This is a genomic window from Aurantimonas marina (genome assembly GCF_017183135.1).
GTDB lineage: Bacteria > Pseudomonadota > Alphaproteobacteria > Rhizobiales > Rhizobiaceae > Aurantimonas > Aurantimonas marina.
Window position 1 is genome coordinate 163314 of sequence record NZ_JADDXW010000007.1, and the last position, 20223, is coordinate 183536.

At 64.6% G+C, this 20223-nt stretch carries 19 protein-coding genes and 2 pseudogenes; 16 read left to right on the plus strand and 5 right to left on the minus strand.

Annotated features, from left to right (window positions below):
• Positions 1–8 precede the first annotated feature (8 nt).
• On the minus strand, positions 9–1370 hold the full coding sequence (locus ING15_RS10490) for an amidase (RefSeq protein ID WP_206454754.1): 1362 nt from the start codon (positions 1368–1370) through the stop codon (positions 9–11).
• 217 nt (positions 1371–1587) lie between these two features.
• On the opposite strand from ING15_RS10490, the gene ING15_RS10495 reads away from it, so the two are divergent.
• From ING15_RS10495 to ING15_RS10510, 4 genes are read left to right on the plus strand one after another with little or no spacing between them, the layout of a single operon-like run.
• Positions 1588–2490, plus strand: a complete 903-nt coding sequence (locus tag ING15_RS10495; protein WP_206454755.1) for a branched-chain amino acid ABC transporter permease — start codon at positions 1588–1590, stop codon at positions 2488–2490.
• Entirely contained in the window at positions 2487–3428 is a 942-nt protein-coding gene (locus tag ING15_RS10500; RefSeq protein ID WP_206454756.1) for a branched-chain amino acid ABC transporter permease, read from the plus strand. Before ING15_RS10495 ends, ING15_RS10500 begins: the two co-directional genes overlap by 4 nt.
• The gene (locus ING15_RS10505) at positions 3421–4152 is read left to right on the plus strand and encodes an ABC transporter ATP-binding protein (protein ID WP_206454788.1); all 732 of its coding nucleotides are present in this window, start codon (positions 3421–3423) and stop codon (positions 4150–4152) included. The genes ING15_RS10500 and ING15_RS10505 overlap by 8 nt, the downstream gene beginning before the upstream one ends.
• Complete coding sequence (locus ING15_RS10510; protein ID WP_206454757.1) at positions 4139–4858, plus strand: ABC transporter ATP-binding protein; 720 nt, start codon at positions 4139–4141, stop codon at positions 4856–4858. Before ING15_RS10505 ends, ING15_RS10510 begins: the two co-directional genes overlap by 14 nt.
• Positions 4859–4966: 108 nt before the next feature.
• On the opposite strand, the gene ING15_RS10515 is transcribed toward ING15_RS10510, so the two are convergent.
• On the minus strand, positions 4967–6184 hold the full coding sequence (locus ING15_RS10515) for an ABC transporter substrate-binding protein (RefSeq protein ID WP_206454758.1): 1218 nt from the start codon (positions 6182–6184) through the stop codon (positions 4967–4969).
• Positions 6185–6381: 197 nt separating this feature from the next.
• Between ING15_RS10515 and ING15_RS10520 the strand changes: the two genes are divergently transcribed.
• The 7 genes from ING15_RS10520 to ING15_RS10550 all read left to right on the plus strand — a co-directional run bounded on the left by ING15_RS10520 (position 6382) and on the right by ING15_RS10550 (position 12592).
• Positions 6382–7230, plus strand: a complete 849-nt coding sequence (locus ING15_RS10520) for a helix-turn-helix transcriptional regulator (protein WP_206454759.1) — start codon at positions 6382–6384, stop codon at positions 7228–7230.
• A gap of 213 nt (positions 7231–7443) precedes the next feature.
• Positions 7444–8433, plus strand: coding sequence for a TRAP transporter substrate-binding protein (locus ING15_RS10525; protein WP_206454760.1), 990 nt, complete (start codon positions 7444–7446; stop codon positions 8431–8433).
• Between the two features lie 74 nt (positions 8434–8507).
• Positions 8508–9035: a TRAP transporter small permease gene (locus ING15_RS10530; protein ID WP_206454761.1), complete on the plus strand. Its 528-nt coding sequence runs from the start codon at positions 8508–8510 to the stop codon at positions 9033–9035.
• 2 nt (positions 9036–9037) lie between these two features.
• The gene (locus ING15_RS10535) at positions 9038–10315 is read left to right on the plus strand and encodes a TRAP transporter large permease (RefSeq protein ID WP_206454762.1); all 1278 of its coding nucleotides are present in this window, start codon (positions 9038–9040) and stop codon (positions 10313–10315) included.
• 43 nt (positions 10316–10358) lie between these two features.
• Positions 10359–11075, plus strand: coding sequence for a ribonuclease activity regulator RraA (locus ING15_RS10540; RefSeq protein WP_206454763.1), 717 nt, complete (start codon positions 10359–10361; stop codon positions 11073–11075).
• On the plus strand, positions 11051–11812 hold the full coding sequence (locus ING15_RS10545; RefSeq protein WP_206454764.1) for a FadR/GntR family transcriptional regulator: 762 nt from the start codon (positions 11051–11053) through the stop codon (positions 11810–11812). Before ING15_RS10540 ends, ING15_RS10545 begins: the two co-directional genes overlap by 25 nt.
• Before the next feature lie 33 nt (positions 11813–11845).
• Positions 11846–12592, plus strand: coding sequence for an SDR family NAD(P)-dependent oxidoreductase (locus ING15_RS10550; protein WP_206454765.1), 747 nt, complete (start codon positions 11846–11848; stop codon positions 12590–12592).
• Between the two features lie 254 nt (positions 12593–12846).
• On the opposite strand, the gene ING15_RS10555 is transcribed toward ING15_RS10550, so the two are convergent.
• The 3 genes from ING15_RS10555 to ING15_RS10565 are packed head-to-tail and all read right to left on the minus strand — an operon-like array spanning position 12847 to position 15698.
• Positions 12847–13752: a sugar kinase gene (locus tag ING15_RS10555; RefSeq protein WP_206454766.1), complete on the minus strand. Its 906-nt coding sequence runs from the start codon at positions 13750–13752 to the stop codon at positions 12847–12849.
• Entirely contained in the window at positions 13749–14945 is a 1197-nt protein-coding gene (uxuA, locus tag ING15_RS10560) for a mannonate dehydratase (protein WP_206454767.1), read from the minus strand. The genes ING15_RS10555 and uxuA overlap by 4 nt, the downstream gene beginning before the upstream one ends.
• 12 nt (positions 14946–14957) lie before the next feature.
• Positions 14958–15698, minus strand: a complete 741-nt coding sequence (locus ING15_RS10565) for a GntR family transcriptional regulator (protein WP_206454768.1) — start codon at positions 15696–15698, stop codon at positions 14958–14960.
• Positions 15699–15770: 72 nt separating this feature from the next.
• On the opposite strand from ING15_RS10565, the gene uxaC reads away from it, so the two are divergent.
• The 5 genes and pseudogenes from uxaC (at position 15771) to ING15_RS19750 (ending at position 19676) form a co-directional block, all read left to right on the plus strand.
• Positions 15771–17177: a glucuronate isomerase gene (gene uxaC / locus ING15_RS10570; protein ID WP_206454769.1), complete on the plus strand. Its 1407-nt coding sequence runs from the start codon at positions 15771–15773 to the stop codon at positions 17175–17177.
• Positions 17178–17182: 5 nt separating this feature from the next.
• Positions 17183–17338, plus strand: a pseudogene (locus ING15_RS19500) (TRAP transporter large permease); the annotation flags it as partial.
• A gap of 5 nt (positions 17339–17343) precedes the next feature.
• A complete protein-coding gene (locus ING15_RS10575; protein WP_210348849.1) occupies positions 17344–18861 on the plus strand; it encodes a mannitol dehydrogenase family protein in 1518 nt (505 codons plus the stop codon).
• A 77-nt stretch (positions 18862–18938) separates the two neighbouring features.
• Positions 18939–19300: pseudogene (locus ING15_RS19745) on the plus strand (DegT/DnrJ/EryC1/StrS family aminotransferase); the annotation flags it as partial.
• A gap of 64 nt (positions 19301–19364) precedes the next feature.
• The gene (locus tag ING15_RS19750; RefSeq protein WP_269812746.1) at positions 19365–19676 is read left to right on the plus strand and encodes a DegT/DnrJ/EryC1/StrS family aminotransferase; all 312 of its coding nucleotides are present in this window, start codon (positions 19365–19367) and stop codon (positions 19674–19676) included.
• Positions 19677–20223: the final 547 nt, after the last annotated feature.

The window sequence follows — 20223 nt, forward strand, 5'->3', positions numbered from 1 at the left end:
CTGCCGGTTCACGGCCGGTCTTCGGCGAGGCGATTGCGCTCTTGCATGGCAGCCTGCAGTGTCGCCGCCACGGCCATGGCGAGATCCTCACGGCCGTGTCGCGCGCAGATCTGCATGCCGATCGGCAGGCCGTCCGCGGTCGTGGCCACCGGCACAGAGATTGCGCAGAGATCGAGATAGTTCGCCAGTCGCGTCAGCCGCGACATGGGGAAGACCGCCTCGTCGACATCGCTTAGGGAGCAGGCGGGGAAGGGCGTCGTCGGCAGCAGGATGACCTCGCCGGCGCCGAGAACGTCGTCGAGTGCGCCGAGCGCCTCGTGCCGCGCAGCGACCCGCGTGGCATGGGCTGCGTCGTCTATGACGGCTCCCTGCCGGACGCGGCTGCGCGCGGCCGGGTCGAGCGGCATGTCGGGATCGTCGACGAGATGGCTGAGCGCGCCATAGGCCTCCTTCGCCATGATCGCCCCGGTATCGGCCTGATAGTCGACGAATGCACGCGGCAGGATGAGAGACTGCACCGACACGCCCGTCTCGGACAATGCGGAGATGCTGGCGAGAAACGCGGCAGCCACGCTCGGGTCGAGCGGGTCCAGTTCCGCACGCGACGGCGTCCTGACGATGCCGGTTGATGTGCGCGGAACCGAGGGGCGGGCCTGCGGCTCGCGCATCGCCTCGAAGATGAGCCGCGCATCGTCGATGTGGTGGGTGAGGGGGCCGATCGTGTCGAAGGCCGGCGACAGCGGCGCGACGCCCATAGTGGGGACCGCGCCGTGGCTGGTCTTCAGGCCGATCGTCCCGCAGAGCGCGGCCGGAATGCGGACCGAGCCGCTCGTATCGGAGCCGATCGCCGCCGGCACCATGTTGGCCGCGACGGCCACCGCCGAGCCGCTGCTGGATCCGCCGGCCACGTAATGGTCCTCTGCGACCCGCGGGTTGCGCGGCGAGCCAAGTGCCGCGTTGGTGCCCCAGCTGCCGAAGGCAAACTCCACCATCTGGGTCTTGCCGATTAGCACCATGCCGGCGTCTTCCAGCCGGCGCAGGAACGGCGCGGTCGTGGTTGCGGGCATCGTGCCATAGGCGCGCGAACCAAATCCGGTGACCCGGCCCTTCATGTCGGCGAGGTCCTTCACCGCGATGGGAATGCCGTGCAGAGGACCGCGCACCCGTCCCTCGGCGCGCTCGGTATCCAGCCGGCGGGCAGCGGCGAGTGCGGCTTCGGGATAGACCGCCACGAAGGCGTGTAGCGTACCGTCCTGCGCCTCGATCCGGGTCAGGCATTCCGTGACCAGCGCCTCGCTGGTCAGCTCTCCCGCCGCTATGCGGCGCGCGAGTTCCGCAAAGGGCAATGCAACGATATCTGTCTGCAGCATGGCGGAATTCTCCGGCGTGGTTCGCCGTGAAGGGGGTGTGGACCCGAGTCATATCCGATCCGTGCTTTCGCGCCTGCCCTTAAACTGTCGCGAAGTGTCGCTCCAAGCGAGCCCCCTTGCGACAGTTGCCGCGCTGCAAACCCATTGTCCCGTTTGCGGAAAGCGTCCATCGTTCCCGCTGCCCTGCCGTTTCCCCGCAGAACCGAAGAGCACCAGCATGAGCCTCCTGGCGATCTCCGAACAGGCGATCAACGGCCTGATCATCAGTTCCTTCTACGCGCTTACCGCGCTGGGGTTGGCGGTCATCTTCGGCGTCCTCAGGATCGTGAACTTCGCCCATGGCGAACTCTACATGCTTGGCGGGTATGCCTATTACCTGGCGATCAGCGCGCTTGGCCTGCCGCCGCTCTTCGCGCTTCTGGTCGCGGCGGTGGCTTTGTTTGCCGTGGGGGCCGCGATCGAATGGCTGCTGATCCGTCCGATCCATACTGGCAAGATCGACCGGCCCGAAGAATATGCCATCATGATCACCTTCGCCCTGTCGATCTTTCTCCTGAATCTCGCCAACAGCGTCTTCGGCCCCTGGCCCCAGCGACCGGAGCCCCTGATGCGCGGCCGCGTCGAGATTGGCGAGTTGATCATCAGCGGTGACCGACTCGCTGCCGCCGCAGCCGCGGTCATCCTCATGACTGCCGTCATCATCGCGCTGCGCTATACCTGGGCCGGTAAAGCCGTCCGCGCCGTCAGCCAGGACCGCATGGCCGCAGAGATCTATGGCATCAGTGTGCAGCGGGCGGGGCTGATCGCCTTCGGTGTCGGCGCCGCTCTGGCAGGGCTTGCCGGCGCGCTGATCGGCCCGGTCTTCAACGTCACGCCGCCGATGGGCGTGGTGCCCGTCATCAAGGCCTATATCATCGTCGTTCTCGGCGGGCTCGGATCTGTGCCCGGCGCGATCATCGGGGCGGTGATCCTCGGACAGGTGGAAAGCTTCGCCACGATCCTGATCCCCGACCCGAGCCGGGCGCTCGCCTACAAGGACGCCTACGGGCTTCTCGTGCTGGTCGCGGTGCTGCTTTTGCGTCCGCAGGGCCTCTTCGGTCGCGCGGAGCGCCGGGCGTGAGCGGGTACGCATCGCCGAAACTCGCCGGTTTCGCGTCTCTTGCCCTCGGCTTCGCCGTGCTGCCCTTCGCCGGGCTTTCCGACTACTGGATCTATACGGTCACGATCGGCTTCTACTACGCGCTTCTGGCCGCAAGCTGGTCGCTGCTCGTCGGCTATGTCGGTCGGATCAGTTTCGCCCAGGCGGCAATGAGCGGTCTCGGCGGCTACGCCTCGGCGCTTAGCGTCATCCATCTAGGGCTGCCGGTCGGCCTCGGCCTCGTCACGGGCGTCGTCGTGGCGGCAGGCGTCGGCTTCGCGCTGGGCTGGCTGACGCTTCGGCTGCACGGCGCCTATCTCGGCCTGACCACGATCGCCTTCGGCGAAATCCTGCGCATTACTGTCACTGCCGAGCACGGCATCACCGAGGGTAGCCTGGGGCTGCGGGTACCGGCGCTCATCCCGGGCGGCAGCCGGTTCGACTACTACTATTTCTTCCTGGTGGTGACGGTCGTCTGCCTCGTCGCCATGGGGCTGCTCCTGCGTTCGCGGATCGGCCTGTTCTTCCAGTCGATCCGCGAGGACGAGGACGGGTCCGCCAGTCTCGGCGTCGACGTGACCCTGTGGAAATGCGTCGCCTTCGCCGTGTCCAGCGCGTTTGCGGGCCTTGCCGGCGGGCTTTACGCGCATTTCGTGCAGCTCATCACGCCGTCAATGATGTCGCTACAGGAGATGGGAATCGTCCTGGCGATGGCCGTCATCGGCGGATTTCACAACATTCTATACGCCGCCCTCGGCGGGATGCTGCTGCAGGTCCTGCTCGAGATGCTGCGTGAGGTGGAGCAATGGCGGCTGGTGGTGTTCGGCCTCGTCGCCATCCTGATGCTGCGCTTCGCGCCGAACGGTATCTTCGGCACGCTCGTCGACGCCTTCGCAAGCCGGAGGAAGCGGGATGCCTGAACAACTCGTCATACGGGAACTGAGCAAGCGGTTCGGCGGTGTCGTCGCGCTGAACGCCATCGATCTGTTGGTGGAAGCGGGCGAACTGGTCGGCCTGATCGGGCCGAACGGCTCCGGCAAGACAACGCTCCTGAACATCGTCAGCGGCTATTACGATGCCGACGGCGGCACGATCGACTACGACGGGAAGCCCGTCGCCGGTCTGTCGCCGCATCGTCTGGCGCGGATCGGCATCGGCCGCTCCTTCCAGATCACCAAGGTCTTCCGCCGCTTGACCGTCCTGGAGAACATGCTCGTGTCGGGCCTGTCGGACTGGAGCGAGAGCCGGGCTGCCGCAACCGAACGCGCCATGGAAGTGCTCGCAGACCTCAACCTGACCCGTCTCGCCCACGAACGGGCGGGCAATCTGTCCGGTGGGCAGGCCAAGCTACTGGAATTTGCCCGGATCATGATGCTCCAGCCGAAAATCGTCCTCCTGGACGAGCCGTTCGGCGGCGTTCATCCGGAGCTCAAGCGCTTCATGTACGAACGCATCCGTGAGTGGAATGCGAATGGCGTGACGATCATCCTAATCAGTCACGACATGGGCTCCATCTTCGGCCTCTGCCGACGGGTGGTCACCCTGAGCTACGGAGACATCATCTGCGACGGCACGCCCGACGAAACGCGCGCCAATCCAGCCGTTCTGGAGGCCTATCTGGGGGACCGTCATGACGCAGCTTGAGGTCTCGAATTTGCGCGCCGGCTACAGCCGGGACATCGACATCCTCAGCGGCGTCAGCGTCATCGCCCGGCCGCGGCAGCTGACGACGATCATCGGCGCCAATGGCGTTGGAAAGTCGACGCTGCTCAAGACCATCATCGGGCAGTTGCGGCCGCATGCCGGATCGATCCATTACGGCGAAAAAGATCTGTCAGGTGTCGCGACGCGCAATCTGGTGCGCATGGGGATCGCCTATGTTCCCCAAGGTCATGCGCTGTTCAAGGACATGACGGTGGTGGAAAACATCGAGATCGCTACGTGGTCGTTCCGGTCCGACCGGCCGCGCTGTCGCGCCGCGACCGAACGCGTGTTCGAGCGGGCGCCGTATCTGAAGGAATTTCGCCAGCGCCGGGCCGGCCTGATGTCGGGGGGGCAGCAGCGGCTCATGCAGCTGGAGCTGGCGCTGATGAGCGATCCGGAGCTGATGCTGATCGACGAGCCGACCGTCGGCCTCGATCCGAAGCGGGCAGGGGTGATCTACGATCATCTGCGGAGGCTGGTCGGAGAGGGGGGGCGGACGGTCCTGATGGTCGACCAGAACGTCATCGCGGGCACCGACGTTGCCGACTACATCTACGTCCTGGAACTCGGCGCGAACAAGATCGAGGGCAGCAAGGCGCACTTCGACGAGACTTACCGCGACACGATTGCAGACTGGCTGTTCTGACGAAGCGCCGTCCGTCCGGCCTGCGTTTCCGCCATCAGCTCCTGCCAAACGAAAACCCCGCCGGTCTGCACCGGCGGGGTTTTCTGTGTCGGGGCGGACTGTCGCCGGTTACGGCTTGAGGACGATCTCGTCGGTGGTCGCCTCAGCCCGCGGCCACAGGATGGCGGAGTCCGACGGGGTCTGGTTCGCCTCGGTGTACTGGATCACGAAGATCGGCACGTCCGGCCACTGCTGGAACTTCCAGGCCGGGTCCTTGTCCTGTGGGAAGTAGATCTCGCCGCGCGTGCCGTTCCAACGAAGCTGGCGCAGCGCTTCCTGCAGCGCGGGTCCGTCAGTGATTCCGGCCGCCTTGATAGCTTCCGCGATGACCATGACGCCGTCATAACCTTCCATGGCGACAGCGTTTGCAGGGCGGTCGAACTCGGTCTGATAGGCTTCCGAGAATGAGCGGGACAGCTCCGTATCCGGCTTTCCAGGAAGCCCGGCAGGATTGCCGATCACGTATTTTCCTGCATCGCCCATGACGTTCCAGAATTCCGGCTCGAGGACGTCGGCGCCGGCGGCGAAGATCGCCGTATCCTTGGAGGGGGCGAGGCCCAGGTCATAGGCTTGGCGCAGCATGAGAAGCAGGTTCGAGCCCGTGAAGCCGGCCACGATCAGGTCGGGCTGGGGATCGGCGCGCTTGAGTTGCAGGAGCTGCGGCGTGAAGTCACTGACTGTGCGCTCGGCGGTGAACGAGGTGACGTTCGCGCCGGTATCCTGAAGGTTCTTGGTGAACACGTCGATGATACCGAAACCCCAGTCGGAGTTTTCGGAGATGATCGCGATGTTCTTGAACCCGGCTTCCTTCACCCAGTCCGCCGCGACCGAATAGACTAGCGAGTTGGCTACGGTGATGCGGAAGACTTCCGGGATGCCGGCCGCCGTGACCGCATCGGACCAGCATTCGCCAGCGATGAACGGGATGTCGTATTTCTCCGCGACGGGACCGACGGCGGAGCAGACGGCGCTGTGCGCGCTACCGGTCACCGCCACGACGCCCTCGCTCGACGCCAGACGTTCGAAGGCGGCGACGCCCTTTTCAGGAACGCCCGACGTGTCCTCGACGACGAGCTCGATCTGCTTACCGAGAAGGCCGCCGTTCTTGTTGATCTCCTCGACGGCGATGGTCATGCCGTCGCGCAGGGATTCCCCCGTCTGCACACCGCCGGGGGGCGAGAGCGGCGCGATGCCGCCGATCTTGATGGTCTCCTGAGCCCAGGCCGCGGACGTGCCGAGGGCAAGGGTTACCAGGGCCGTGGCTGACAGTTTCGCGATTCTGGTCATGGCCTCTCCTGTTGACTGGCGAGAGCGCGAAAGTGCGGCACTCGCGGCACCGTCCTGCCCACGATTTAGGCGTGCCCAGAACGAGACCTTGTTTGAAGTGTGGGCCGAGAACCGGCACGGGCGCAATCACCAGAAACGACTTGATCCGAAGCAGTCTGAAGTTTCAATAGCGTCACTCAGCGACAGGAGCCGCGCCGATGAACGCCGATTTTATCCCGAATCTTAGATTGCTGTGCAGCTACCAGCGCTCGATGGCGGATGTCTGCCGGAAACTGCAGATGAACCGCCAGCAGTTCATGAAGTATCTCGGCGGCGGCGCCTTCCCCTCAGGCCGAAGCCTGCGCCGCATCTGCGACTATTTCGGCGTCGACGAGTACGAGATCCTGATGCCGCACGACCAGTTCCGGGACATCGTCCGGCTGCGGCCCGTCCGGCACGAGACCAATGACCTGCTGCCGCCTGCGGTGAAACGTATCGCCGAGCAGGCGGCGCGCCAGCATGCGCAGCTGGCGAAATATTGCGGCTATTACTACAAGTACTTCTATTCGTTCTCCACGCCGAGCTTCGTGCTACGGTCGCTTGTCTGTGTCGGCCAGGTCGGCGAAATGACCTATTACAAGACGATCGAACGATTGACTCCGGCCGGCAATCGGCATGCGCCGGGCGATCTGTTCAAGTACAGCGGCGTGGTCCTGCCGGTCGGCGACAGGATTCACATGATTGATCATGAATCGGTGGTGGGCAACGAGATGTCCCAGACGATCCTCTATCCGCCCTATCGCAATCGGGTCTCAACGCTGATCGGGCTGATGATCGGTATCACCGCGACGGAGGCGCACCAGCCGGTGGCCGCCCGTGTGGTGATGGAATATCTCGGTCGCCGCGTCGATCACCGTCAGGCGATCCGGGGCTGCGGACTCTACGAGGAGGACGCGCTGGAGATTTCCCGGCCGATGCTTCACTATCTCCGCGAGCCGTCGCCAACGGACGGCTTCCTCATCCGGGCGGGCTCGACCTACGAAAAGGTCCAGGTACGAAACCGATAGGCTAGGGACCGGGGACGCACCGGCCTGCCGCCGACAGCACGATTCCCTTGCAATGTTGCTCCTTGTTGCTTGGCCATTGTCCTGCCGGCCGGGTCGCCGCTTGGCGAACAAGCTCCAGAAGGCAAGAACCGGACTTTTTCGATTTCGACTTGTAAAAATTTGTAAGGGCAATAAAAGGAAATCCTCACAAATATGAACAATTAGGAGGAGGACATGCTTGTGACCCCATCAAACTTTGTGAAAGCGCTGGTACTGGCGGCCAGCCTCGGCATGACGGCGGCGCCCGCACTCGCGATCGAATGGCGCGGCTGGAACATCCATGTCGAGGACTATCCGGTTTCCATCGGCATGGAATCCTTCATGAAGGAAATCGCCGAAAAGACAGGCGGCGAGATCACCGGCAAGGTCTACCACAATGGCGTGCTCGGCGATCAGCCCGACGCCATCGAACAGACCCGGCTCGGCGCCATCGATTTCGGCGAATTCAGCCTCGGCCCCATGGGTCAGTCCATCCCCGAGACCAACGTCGTTTCGCTGCCCTTCATCTTCAAAAGCATTCCGGAAATGTACAAGCTGATGGACGGCGAGGCCGGCGAGGCGATCGGCAAGGGCATGGAAGCCAAGGGTCTGGTTCCGGTCGGTTGGTATGGTGCGGGCGCGCGCTCGTTCTACAACTCGATCAAGCCGATCAATACGCCCGACGACGTCCAGGGCATGAAGGTCCGCGTGATGAACAACGACCTCTTCGTCGGCATGATCGAATCGATGGGCGGCAACGCAACGCCGATGGCGTTTGCGGAAGTGTTCCAGTCGCTGAAGACCAATGTGGTCGACGGCGCCGAGAACAACCCGCCTTCCTACGAGTCGACCAACCACTATGAAGTAGCGAAATACTACTCGCTGACCGAACACCTCATCATCCCGGAATGCCTGTGCGTGTCGAAGGCCGCGTGGGACAAGTTGACGTCGGAGCAGCAAGCCATCGTCAAGGAAGCCGGCCGCACCAGCGCCGAATTGCAGCGTAAGCTGTGGGCCGAGCGTGAACAGGCCAGCATAGAGAAGGTTGTCGCCGGCGGTGTCGAGGTCAACGAGGTTGCCGACAAGGCGCCCTTCCAGGATGCCATGGCTCCGGTCTACGAGCAGTTCCTCGCGGCCAATCCCGGCCTGACGGACCTCGTCAACCTCATCCGCAACGCCGAGTGACGGATTGCCCGGCAGCCCGGCCTTCCCGCGAGGGCTGGGCCGCCGGGGACATCTCGCAAGGGAAAGATCCGTAGATGCACCACGCATCGACAGTTACGCGTATCGAAGACGTTCTCGCCAGGATCAGCGCCGCATGCATCTTCATCGCGTCCTGCGCCCTGGTGGTACTGATCGCGACATTCGGCTGGCTGGTCTTCGGCCGCTATGTGCTCAACGTGACGCCGACCTGGGTGGAGCAACTTGCCCTCGTGCTGGTTGGCTACATTGCTTTCCTCGGCGCGGCAGCGGGAATCCACGAAGACAGTCACCTCGGCGTCACCATGTTCCGGGATGCGCTGGGCGAGCCGGTCCGCACGGCCGTGACGATCGCGGTCGACCTGGTGTTGGCGGGCTTTGGTGCGGTGATGTTCCTCGCCGGAATTGACCTGATGCGCTTCGGCTGGGACACGCTTCTGCCGATGCTCAACATTCCACTGAGCTTCCGCACGCTATCGGAAGTCTTCTGCGGGGGGCTGATCGTGCTGTTTGCCGGCACGCGGGCCATTCTGCGAATCCTCAATTTCCCCCGATCCGATCGGGCCGCGACCGACGAGGCGCCCTGATTATGGGTCTCGCAATCCTGCTGGGAATATTCGCCGTTGGCGTGGTTGTCGGCATGCCCGTCGCCTTCGCCATGGGCATCGCCGCGGCTTCCGCTTTCTTTTACGAAGGTTTTCCGACCCTGATGACGTTTCAGCGGGCGATGGCCGGCGTCACGGTGTTTTCGCTTCTCGCCATCCCGTTCTTCGTCTTCGCTGGCGAGATCATGCTGCATGGCGGCATCGCCGTGCGCCTAGTGCGATTCGCCGCGGCGCTGGTCGGCCATATCAGGGGCGGCCTGGCCATGGTCAATATCTTCTCCAGCATGCTGTTCGGCGGCATATCCGGCTCGGCCATCGCCGACATCTCGGCGCTCGGATCGCTGCTGATCCCGGTGATGAAGGAGCGCGGTTACCGTCCCGAATACGCCGTCAACGTGACGGTGACGTCGTCGATCGCCGGCATCGTCATTCCGCCCAGCCACAACATGATCATTTTCGCGGTCGCGGCCGGAGGTGGCATTTCAATTTCCAAACTGTTCCTGGCCGGGGTAGTGCCGGGCATCCTGATGTGTGTGTGTCTTGCCATTGCGGCCTACGTGCTTGCGGTAAAGCACAAATACCCCGCCGAACCGTTTCCCGGCGGCGCCGAACTGGCACGCACCGCGCTCGATGCATTGCCCGGACTGGTCACCGCCGTGATCATCGTCGGGGGCACGCTTTCGGGGGTTTTCACCGTCACCGAGTCCGGCGCTTTCGGCGCGATCTACGCGCTGCTTCTGACCACCTTCTACTACCGCAGCCTGAGCTGGCGTGGCTTCATCACCGCCGTCACCTCCTCGGTGCGCACGACCGCCATGGTGATGATCCTGATCGCCTTCGCCAGTTCCTTCGCCTATCTGCTGGCTCTCTATCAGGTGCCGGCCAAGCTCAGCGACCTGCTGGTCACGATCTCGGACAACAAATACGTCATCTTGCTGATGATCAACGTGATCTTGCTGCTGCTCGGCATGATCATGGATATGGCGGCGCTGATCCTGATCTGCACGCCGATCTTCCTGCCGATCGCCAAGAGCCTGGGCATGGCGCCGGAGCATTTCGGCATCATGCTGCTGATCAATCTCGGCCTTGGCCTGTGCACACCGCCGGTGGGCACGTGCCTGTTCGTTGGCTGTGCGGTCGGCAAGGTGCGGATCGAGGACGCCGTCCGCACAATCTGGCCGTTCTACCTGGCAATCCTGGGGGCCTTGCTTCTCGTGACCTACGTGCCCGGCTTTTCCATGTGGCTGCCAGGGCTGTTCTGAGTCGGACACTGAAGCGCGGCAACATACCGAAGAGGAGAGCGAAATGACCGACCTGTCGGGCGAAACGCGCAGAACCCTGATGGGCGTCAGTACCGCAACCTTGACGACCGCTCTATTCAAGCGCGGTTTCAGAAACGTCTTCCTTCAGGGGCTTGGCCGCCTGGCGCCTGGCCCGAACATGGTCGGCTTTGCCTATACGCTGCGCTACATCCCCGCTCGCGAGGATCTCGACGTGCTGGCTTCCTTTGCCGACCGCGAGAACCCGCAGCGCAAGGGCGTCGAGGAATGTCCGGCCGGCGCGATCTTCGTCATCGATTCGCGCGGCGACGCGTCGGCAGCATCGGCCGGCTGCATCCTCGCCGCGCGGTTGCAGGCGCGCGGCTGTGCGGGGCTGGTGACGGACGGTGGATTTCGCGACTCACCGGAGATTGCCGACCTCGGCATGCCGGCCTTTCACCAGAGGCCGAGTGCGCCGACCAATTTGACCAAGCACCATGCCGTGGCGCTCAACGAGCCTATTGCATGCGGCGGGGTATCGGTGTTCCCCGGTGACACGCTAGTGGGCGACAGTGAAGGGGTGGTGTGCATACCGGCGCACCTGACCGTCGAGGTGGCCGCCGAAGCGGCGGAAATGACGGTCTTCGAAGACTACGTAATGGAAATGGTGAAGGGCGGTGCGTCGAGCTATGGGCTTTACCCGCCGACCGGAGCCACAACGATGGACGAATTCAGGGCATGGCGACAGGTAAACGGCAGATAGGCGGTGCATCGCCAGCATCAGGCCGCCGGTCCGGCCGCCTTTTGCGCGACGGGACGCTTCCCGACCGTGCCTATGAGCGGATTTTGGCGATGATCGCCGATGGCGCAATCGCGGTCGGCGACAAGATGCCGTCCGAGCACGAGCTGTGCAGCGAACTGGAGGTCTCGCGTCCGGTGCTGCGGCAGGCGCTTAAGCAATTGCGCGCCGACGACGTAATCGTGTCGCGACAGGGCTCGGGGTCCTACGTCGTGCGCCGACCGGAAAAGGCGATCCTCGACTTTGCCCCGGTGGGCTCTGTCGCCGATATCCAGCGGACCTTCGAATTCAGGGCCGCCATCGAGGGTGAAGCCGCCTATCTGGCGGCGGTTCGCAGGACCGATTCGGACATGCTGCGCCTCAATGCCGCGCTTCAGGAACTCGACCGCTGCATCGAGGCGGGTGAACTCGGCGTCGATGCCGACGAGGATTTTCATGTCGCGGTCTGCGAAGCCTCTGGCAACCGCTACTTCACCGTCGCGCGGACCTCGATGAAGGCGAACATTCTGACGGGCATGAACCTGACCCGCAATCTGTCGCTGACCAAGCCGCGCGAGCGGCTGGCGCTGGTGCAGAAGGAGCACTACGCGATTTTCGACGCCATCCGGCACAAGAATCCCGCCGCGGCGCGCAACGCGATGCGCAGCCATGTCGAGAACGCCCGCAAGCGCGTCTTCGAAGGCAAGATCGCGTCCGCCTGAGCCGTGAACACGATGTCAAACTGGAGCAAGAAAATGAACCTCAAGGGAAAAACGGCGGTCGTCACAGGTGGCGGGCGCGATATCGGTCGGGCCTGCGTGATGCGCCTGGCTGAAGCCGGCGCGCAGGTGGCGATCAACTACCACAGCAGCAGCGCCGGCGCTGACAGCGCAGTCAAGGAGATCGTTGCGGCTGGAGGACAGGCTTTTGCCATGCAGGGCGACATGACCAAGCCGGCCGATGTGCAGGCTTTGGTCGATCGCGCCATTGCGGAGTTCGGCAAGATCGACATCGTCATGCCGATCACCGGCGGCATCGTCGCACGCAAGGCGATTGCCGAAATGACCCTCGATCACTGGCAGGCAGTGATGGATCTGAACGCAACGTCGGCGTTCCTGCTAATCAAGGCGGCACTTCCGCACATCCCGGAAGGCGGCGCCATCGTCAACATGGCATCACAGGCCGCAAGAGATGGCGGCGGCGGCGGCGCCATTGCATATGCTGCGTCCAAGGGCGCGGTCCTGACCATGACGCGTGGAATGGCAAAGGAACTGGGTCCGAAAATCCGGGTGAACGCGCTGTGCCCCGGCATGATCGATACGGATTTCCACAACGTGTTCACCAAGCCGGAAGCGCGAACGCACGTGGCAGGCATTACGCCGCTCAAGCGTGAAGGCTCTTCTGAGGACGTCGCCAATCTCGCGGTCTATCTTGCCTCGGACGAAGCGGCTTTCATCACTGGTGCTTGTATCGATATCAATGGTGGGTTGCTGTTTTCGTAGAAGGGCAGTCCGCTTCGGCAAATTCGTCGATCAGCGCGTGGCGTCAGCGGCCGTTGATCTTCTTGCCGGCATCGGAACCTGTGGCGTCGCGGGCGCCTTGGTGGTTTTGAGGGTCTCACCATCAATGATCGCCGCCAAGGAGACTTGCGGCGCCACCGCGCTCAATGCCGGTTTGGCTGGGCTAAAACGGACGGTCGGGCGAAGGCGAGGAGGAAAAAGTCCGGCGAGAGGGAATTCGCCAGCCTCGCCGACCACTATCGCATCAAGGCGCCGTAGTGCCGTACGACCTGCGCGGCCAGCGCATGGCCCTTGCGCGCGGCCTCGACCGGCGGCAGACCGCTGAGGCGGGCGGCGAGATATGCGGCGCTGAAGCTGTCGCCGGCGCCGGTCGTATCGAGTGGCTGTGTGACCGTTTCGGCGGCGACGTCCTGGCGTTTGTCGGCATAGGCGACGAGAGCCGGATCGCGACCGTCCTTGACCACGACTTCGCCTGCTCCGAGCCCGAGATAGCGCTCCGCCGTCGCGGCCGGCGAAGCGTCGTCGAAGGCGGCTTCCTCGTCCGGAAAGCTCGGCAGGCAGATGGTCGCGGCGCTGGCCGCCGCTTCGATCGCGCGGTGCATTTCGGCGGGATCAGGCCAGAGGCGAGGGCGGAGATTGGGGTCGAAGGCAACGGTTTTCCCGGCCGCCTTCGCCGTGCCGAGTCTTTCGAGCAGCGCAGCCCGGTCAGCGGGGGGCAGGATCGCCAGGGTAATGCCGGAAAAATAGAAGGCATCGCCGGTCCCGATCGCTGCGTCGAGGTGTTCCGGATCGGCGGCGAGCTGCTTCGCAGCGCTGGTGTCGCGCCAATAGGAGAAGCTGCGCTCGGCGCCGTCCAGATGGATCATGTAGAGACCCGGCATGGCGCCATCGATGCGCCGCACGCGGTCGGTCTCGATACCGGCATCGGCGAAGAAGCCGAGCATCTCTTCGGATGTCGTGTCGGTGCCGAGCGCGGTCAGATAGGCGACCCGCCAGTCCGCGCCGAGTTGGCGGCGCAGATACCAGGCGGTGTTGAAGGTGTCGCCGGCAAAGCCCTTACGATAAAGGCCCTGTCCGGCGGAGGCCAGTTCGATCATGCATTCGCCGATCGAAACCACGCGGCGCATCGGTATGCCGGTCATGCGGCGCTCCCTTCGAGGGCTTCGATGGTGGCCATGACGCCGCGCAGTTCCGCGAGCCCGCGCATCCGCCCGACCACCGGATAGCCGGGATGCGTGCCCCGGCCGATATCGGAGAGAAGCTCGTGGCCGTGGTCCGGCCGCATCGGAATCTGCCAGTCGGCGCGCCCCTCGGACCGGCGGCTGCGCTCCTCGGCCATCAGCACGCGTACCAGCGCCACCATGTCGGTGTCGCCGGCCAGATGGTCGGCCTCCTCGAAGGAGCCGTCGGCATCCTTGGCGACGTTGCGCAGATGCGCAAAATGGATCTTGTCGGCGAAGCGCCTGGCGATGGCCGGAACGTCGTTGGCCGGATTGGCGCCCAGCGAGCCCGAGCAAAGCGTCAGGCCGTTGGAAGGGGAGGGGACGGCGTCGAGCACGAAGGCGATGTCCTCGGCATTGGAGACGATGCGCGGCAGGCCGAACAGCGATCGCGGCGGATCGTCGGGATGGACGCAAAGGCGCATGCCGGCCGCCTCTGCGGTGGGGACGACCGCTTCGAGAAAGCGAACGAAGTTGGCGCGCACGTCGTCGCGGGTCACGCCGTCATAGCGCTTCAGGATCTCCCGGAGCCCCAGTACGTCGTAGCGCGCATAGGCGCCGGGCAGGCCAGCCATGATGGCGGCGAGGAGCCGGTCGTGATCGGCCGAATCCGAGGCGTCGAACCAGGCCCTGGCGCGCGTCAGGACCTCGGGCGAGACCTCTTCCTCGGCGCCCGGCCGTTCCAGCATGAACACGTCGAAGGCGGCGTATTCGTGCAGGTTGAAGCGCAGGCTGGTGCCGCCGCCGGGAACCGGCGCGGCGAGTTCGGTGCGCGTCCAGTCGAGCAGCGGCATGAAATTGTAGCAGACGGTCCGGATGCCGCAGGCGGCGAGATGGCGCAGCGATTGGCGATAGGTCTCGAACAGCGGTTCGAGATCGCCGTCGCCGAGCTTGATGCGCTCGTGGACCGGCAGGCTTTCGACGACCTCCCAGGTCAGGCCGAGCGACGTGTCCGCCTCGATCAGCGCCTTGCGTGTCTCGATCGCTTCGACTGTCCAGACCTCGCCATAGGAAATCTCGTGCAGCGCATTGACGACGCCGCGCGCTCCAGTCTGGCGTATTTCGCTCAGAGCGATCCTGTCGGCCGGCCCGAACCAGCGCCATGTTTCCTGCATATATACCTCTTGCTATCCGTCCCCGTCCGGCGCCAGGCCGTTTGGCGATCCATCGCCCGTATCGTCGAAAAACTGGTCGAACTCGTGCTTGAGCCGCACCAGATGGTCGTTGATGCGCGATAGATGGAGCCGCGTCGCGGATTCGGCGGCGTCCGCGTCGCGTGCCTTCAGCGCGTCGAAGATCGCCAGATGGTCCTCGTAAACGGCGGGCTGGCCGAAGGCGAGCGAGAGGAAGCGGGTGCGATCCATCTGCGCCTTCTTCTCGTCGATCAGGTCCCAGGCGAAGTCGCAGCCGGCACCCTCGGCGATGATCCTGTGGAAGTCATCGTCCAGCCGGTGAAACTCCTGGCGGTCGTCGGCCACCTGCGCCGCCCGCTGGTCCTTCAGATTGTCCGTCAGCCGCTCGATCAGCGGGCCTGTGTCGCGAGCGCAGGCTTTGCTCACGACCGCCACCTCGAGCGCCTCGCGTATGAAGCGGGCGTTGAGCACTTCGCGTACCGAAATCTTGACCACTTCGGTCCGACGCTGCGGCTGGATCTTCAGGTAGCCGACCCGCCCGAGACGGAGGAACGCTTCGCGCACCGGCTGGCGGGAGACGCCCATGTGACGAGCGATCTCGGCCTCGGAAATTCGCGTTCCCGGTGACAGGCGTAGTTCCAGGATCGCGCGACGCAAATCATGGAACACTGCCTCGGCGATCGTCCCGCGGGCGGGCAGCATCGGTGTGTTCGGAAAGGCGGTTTCGAGCGACATGGCTTCCTCTTGACTCGCTTTGGATACTACCATACCAGTTTTATGGCAAGCTCGCCCTGCGCGAAGGACACGATGGCGCTTCTGAACCCCGACAGGCTGTTTCCGGCGGAGGAGAAAACCCACTCCGTGGCGCGCGCGCTCTACGAAACGGTGCGCTCGCTGCCGATCGTCAGTCCGCACGGTCACACCGATCCGCGTTGGTTCGCCGAGAACGAGGCGTTTCCCGACCCCGCCCGGCTGTTCGTGACGCCCGATCATTATATCTTCCGGATGCTGGTCTCGCAGGGCGTGTCGCTCGCCGACCTCGGCGTGCCCTCGGCCGACGGAACGCCGGTCGAGACGGATGGGCGCGCCATCTGGCGCCGCTTCGCCGGCCACTATCATCTCTTCCGCGGCACGCCGACCCGGCTGTGGCTGGACCATGCCTTCGAGACGTTGTTCGACCTCGACATCCGGCTGTCGGCGGAGACGGCGGATCACTATTACGATCGCATCGCCGACTATCTGCGGCGCAAGGAGTTTCGGCCGCGCGCGCTGTTCGAGCGGTTCGACATCGAGGTCATGGCCACCACCGAGAGCGCGCTCGACGACCTCGCTTGGCACCGCACGATCCGCGACAGCGGCTGGACCGGCCGCGTCGTCACGACGTATCGTCCGGACGCGGTCGTCGACCCGGATTTCAACGGCTTTGCCGACAATCTCGTCCGCTTCGGCGAGATCACCCGTTGTGACACAACGTGTTTCGCCGGCTATCTCGACGCCCATCGCGTCCGGCGGGCGTTTTTCCGCGAGCACGGCGCCACCGCCACCGACCACGGCCATCCGACGGCGCTGACGGCCACCCTTTCACCCGCCGAAGCCGAGGCCCTTTATGGCCGTGTGCGCGGCGGCCAAGCTTCGGCGGCCGACCGTGAGCTGTTCCGCGCCCAGATGCTGACCGAGATGGCGCGGCTGTCGGTTGAGGACGGCATGGTCATGCAGATCCATGCCGGCTCATGGCGCAATCATTCGGACCAGATCGCCGCCCGGTTCGGCCGCGACAAGGGTTTCGACATCCCGCAGCCGACCAACTACGTCGCGGCGCTGAAGCCGCTGCTTGACGCGGTCGGGCTGGAGCCGGGCCTGACGATCATCCTCTTCACCCTCGACGAGACCGTCTATTCGCGGGAACTGGCGCCGCTGGCCGGTGTCTATCCTTGCCTGAGGCTCGGCCCGCCCTGGTGGTTCCACGATTCTCCCGAGGGGATGAAGCGGTTCCGCGAACAGGCCACTGAGACAGCCGGCTTCTACAACACCGTTGGTTTCAACGACGACACTCGCGCTTTCTGCTCGATTCCCGCCCGCCACGATGTCGCCCGGCGGGTCGACTGCGCGTATCTTGCCGATCTGGTGACGACCGGACGCCTCGCCGAGGACGAGGCGTTCGAGGTGGCATACGATCTGGCCTACCGCCTCGCCAAAGAGGCCTACAGGCTCTGACCACCGGCGCCGCACTCTTCGCCGGCTGCGCCGTCGGCCGCATCTCGGTCCGGCAAGCGGTGGGCACGATCTCGCCGTTCTACGGCGCCGAAGTGCCGGTATTGGGCCTCGTCACCTACGTCCCAGCGGTTTTGCTGTGGCTTCCGTCCTTGTTCAAGTGAGCTCCATGTCCCGCCTTTCCTACAAGACGCTGGAGAATTTGCCGCCGGCGGTCGCTCGCCCCTCCTACGATCCGCGCGTCACGACCGCCGGCATAGTCCACCTCGGCGTCGGCGCGTTCCACCGCGCCCACCAGGCGGTCTATCTCGACGATCTGCTGGCAAGGGATCCGCAATGGGCGATCGCCGGTGCCTCGCTCCGCCGGGCCGACATGCGCGATGCGCTGGCGCCGCAGGACAATCTCTACACCGTGGCGATCCGCTCGGGCGAGGCGACGCGGCTGCGGGTGATCGGCTCGCTGAAGATGATCCTCGTCGCGCCGGAAGATCCGGAGGCGCTGCTTGCCGCGCTGTGCGATCCGGCGATCCGCATCGTCTCGCTGACCGTCACCGAAAAGGGCTATTGCCACGATCCGGCGACCGGTGATCTCGATCCGGACCATCCCGACATCACGGCCGATCTCGATGCGCCGATGCGCCCGACATCGGCGCCGGGGCTTCTCGCCGAGTCGCTGCGCCGCCGCAGGGCCGCAGGCATCGTGCCGTTCACGGTGATGCCCTGCGACAATCTTCCCGAGAACGGGCCGACGGCGCACCGGATCGTCACGCAATATGCCGCGCTCCGCGACGGCGGCCTCGCCGGTTTTATCGAGCGCGACGTCGCCTTTGCGGGGACCATGGTCGATCGCATCGTGCCGGCGACCAGCGAGGACGACATCACCCAAATTTCCGCGGCGCTCGGTGTCGCGGATGCGTGGCCGGTCGCTACCGAACCGTTCAGCCAATGGGTGATCGAGGATCGCTTTCCCACCGGACGGCCCGACTTCGCGTCCGTCGGTGCCGAGATGGTCACCGACGTCGAGCCCTATGAGCGCATGAAGCTCAGAATGCTCAACGGCGCCCATTCGACGCTGGCCTATCTGGGCTACCTCGCCGGCTACGAGACGGTCTCCGAAACGATGGCCGACCCGGCCTATGAGCGGCTCGTCCGGGATCTGATGACAGACGAGGTGATGCCGACGCTGGAGATGCCGGGCACCGACCTTGCCGCCTATCGCGACGCGCTGATCGCCCGCTTCCACAATCCGGCGCTCCAGCATCGTACTTGGCAGATCGCCATGGACGGTTCGCAGAAACTGCCGCAGCGGCTTTTGGGAACGATCCGCCACCGGCTTGCAAGGGGGGAGGCGGTGGACCGGCTGGCGCTCGGCGTCGCGGCCTGGATGCGCTATGCCACCGGCATCGACGAAACCGGCGCACCGATCGACGTGAAGGACCCGCTGGCCGGACGGTTGCGCGCCATCGGCGACGAAGCGGGGCGCGACCCGGCGAAGCTCGCCGCCGCCTATCTCGGCGTCGAGGCGGTGTTTGGCCGTGACCTGAGCGACCACCCGGAATTCGTGCGCGCGGTGACCGCCGCGCTCGCCTCGCTTTTCCAACGCGGTGCGGCGGCGACCGTGGCGGCTATGATGCGGCCTTCGACTTTTCCGATCGCCGCGTCCAGTCCAAGGCGGCCCGATCCATGACGATCGCCCGCGTCTCCAAAGGCTTCACGCAGCAGGAGCCGATCCCCGAGGTCGGCATCGCGGCGGCGATCGAGGTGATGCGCTCGGGGCGACGTCACCGCTACAACGAAGTGCCCGGCGAGGAATCGCAGGTGTCCGCGCTGGAGCGGGAACTGGCGGAGTGGCAGGGCAGCGCATATGCGCTGGCCCGCAGTTCGGGCGGGGCGGCGCTTCGCATCGCGATGCGCGCGGCGGGGATCGGCGCGGGCGACGTTGTTCTGACCAACGTCTTCACGTTGGCGCCGGTGCCGGGCGCGATCGTGACGGTCGGGCAAGACCCGTGCTGATCGAGATCACCGAAGATCTGCGGATGGATCTGGACGATTTCACGGCGAAGATCGCCAAGCATCGTCTGGCGGCGGTCATGGCTTCGCACATGCGCGGGCATCCGCGCGACATGGACTGGCTCACCGTCATCTGCGCGGAGGCCGATGTGCCGCTGTTCGAGGATTGCGCGCAGTACCATGGGCGCCAGGTGGAGCGGTCGGCGCAGCGGCTCCTTCGGGCTCGCCGGAGCCTTCAGTTCTCAGATCTACAAGCATCTGAACTCGGGCGAGGGCGGGTTTCTCGTGTCGGATGGCGCCGATTTCATGGCGCGCGCGATCATACTGTGGGGATCCTACATGCTCTATGCCCGGCATGGCGCCGCGCCGTCGGAGGATCACTTTCGTCAAGCGCGCCTCGACATGCCGAATACCTCGGCACGGATGGACAATCTGCGTGCCGCGTTGCTGCAGCCCCAGTTGGCGCAAATAGAAGATGCGATCAGCCGCTGAACGACCGATATCGCGCGACCGCCGACGTCCTGGCCACCTGCCCACAAATTGTGATGCCGATCCGGCCCGCGCGGGAAGCTTTTGTCGGCAGCTCGATTCAGAGGCCGGCTTGGTGCGCCGGGGGGTGACGCTCGACGGCGCGAAACTATCCTACTTGTCACCCTGCTGTTACAGGGAGGGTCGGATTTTCCACCGAGGACTACGTCGGATCAGTGGTTTAGATAAAAAACGGGGTAGAATCCCCTCTCCGCCATTGAAAATCCCATAAGCATCGGTGGGTTCTGTCAGCGCCAGCCGTAACGGAAAACTGCCTCTCTGAGTCGGGGAGGAGATGTGTAGCGCGCAAAATCATGTGCACACGCGCGCAACTTCAAATGCACCCCGTTTCCCGCGTCGTCTAATCTTTTCGACGCGGTTTGAAGGGCACTGGCGAAAGTTGTTTAGTACCACGTCGACCGACTCGCCGTTCGGCCTGCTGACAAGATCAAAGGGCTGCAGTTTCACACGGCTTTCACGGTCGGATCAAGGATATGCTGCGGAGCCGGTC

Coding starts and splice junctions, on each gene's coding strand:
- ING15_RS10545 (WP_206454764.1), top strand. CDS start 11,051: ATGGCGACAGGTAAACGGCAGATAGGCGGTGCATCGCCAGCATCAGGC.
- ING15_RS10490 (WP_206454754.1), bottom strand. CDS start 1,370: ATGCTGCAGACAGATATCGTTGCATTGCCCTTTGCGGAACTCGCGCGC.
- ING15_RS10555 (WP_206454766.1), bottom strand. CDS start 13,752: ATGACCGGCATACCGATGCGCCGCGTGGTTTCGATCGGCGAATGCATG.
- ING15_RS10495 (WP_206454755.1), top strand. CDS start 1,588: ATGAGCCTCCTGGCGATCTCCGAACAGGCGATCAACGGCCTGATCATC.
- ING15_RS10520 (WP_206454759.1), top strand. CDS start 6,382: ATGAACGCCGATTTTATCCCGAATCTTAGATTGCTGTGCAGCTACCAG.
- ING15_RS10565 (WP_206454768.1), bottom strand. CDS start 15,698: ATGTCGCTCGAAACCGCCTTTCCGAACACACCGATGCTGCCCGCCCGC.
- ING15_RS10510 (WP_206454757.1), top strand. CDS start 4,139: ATGACGCAGCTTGAGGTCTCGAATTTGCGCGCCGGCTACAGCCGGGAC.
- uxaC (WP_206454769.1), top strand. CDS start 15,771: ATGGCGCTTCTGAACCCCGACAGGCTGTTTCCGGCGGAGGAGAAAACC.
- ING15_RS10550 (WP_206454765.1), top strand. CDS start 11,846: ATGAACCTCAAGGGAAAAACGGCGGTCGTCACAGGTGGCGGGCGCGAT.
- uxuA (WP_206454767.1), bottom strand. CDS start 14,945: ATGCAGGAAACATGGCGCTGGTTCGGGCCGGCCGACAGGATCGCTCTG.
- ING15_RS10535 (WP_206454762.1), top strand. CDS start 9,038: ATGGGTCTCGCAATCCTGCTGGGAATATTCGCCGTTGGCGTGGTTGTC.
- ING15_RS10515 (WP_206454758.1), bottom strand. CDS start 6,184: ATGACCAGAATCGCGAAACTGTCAGCCACGGCCCTGGTAACCCTTGCC.
- ING15_RS10575 (WP_210348849.1), top strand. CDS start 17,344: ATGTCCCGCCTTTCCTACAAGACGCTGGAGAATTTGCCGCCGGCGGTC.
- ING15_RS10525 (WP_206454760.1), top strand. CDS start 7,444: ATGCTTGTGACCCCATCAAACTTTGTGAAAGCGCTGGTACTGGCGGCC.
- ING15_RS10530 (WP_206454761.1), top strand. CDS start 8,508: ATGCACCACGCATCGACAGTTACGCGTATCGAAGACGTTCTCGCCAGG.
- ING15_RS19750 (WP_269812746.1), top strand. CDS start 19,365: ATGGGCGCCAGGTGGAGCGGTCGGCGCAGCGGCTCCTTCGGGCTCGCC.
- ING15_RS10505 (WP_206454788.1), top strand. CDS start 3,421: ATGCCTGAACAACTCGTCATACGGGAACTGAGCAAGCGGTTCGGCGGT.
- ING15_RS10540 (WP_206454763.1), top strand. CDS start 10,359: ATGACCGACCTGTCGGGCGAAACGCGCAGAACCCTGATGGGCGTCAGT.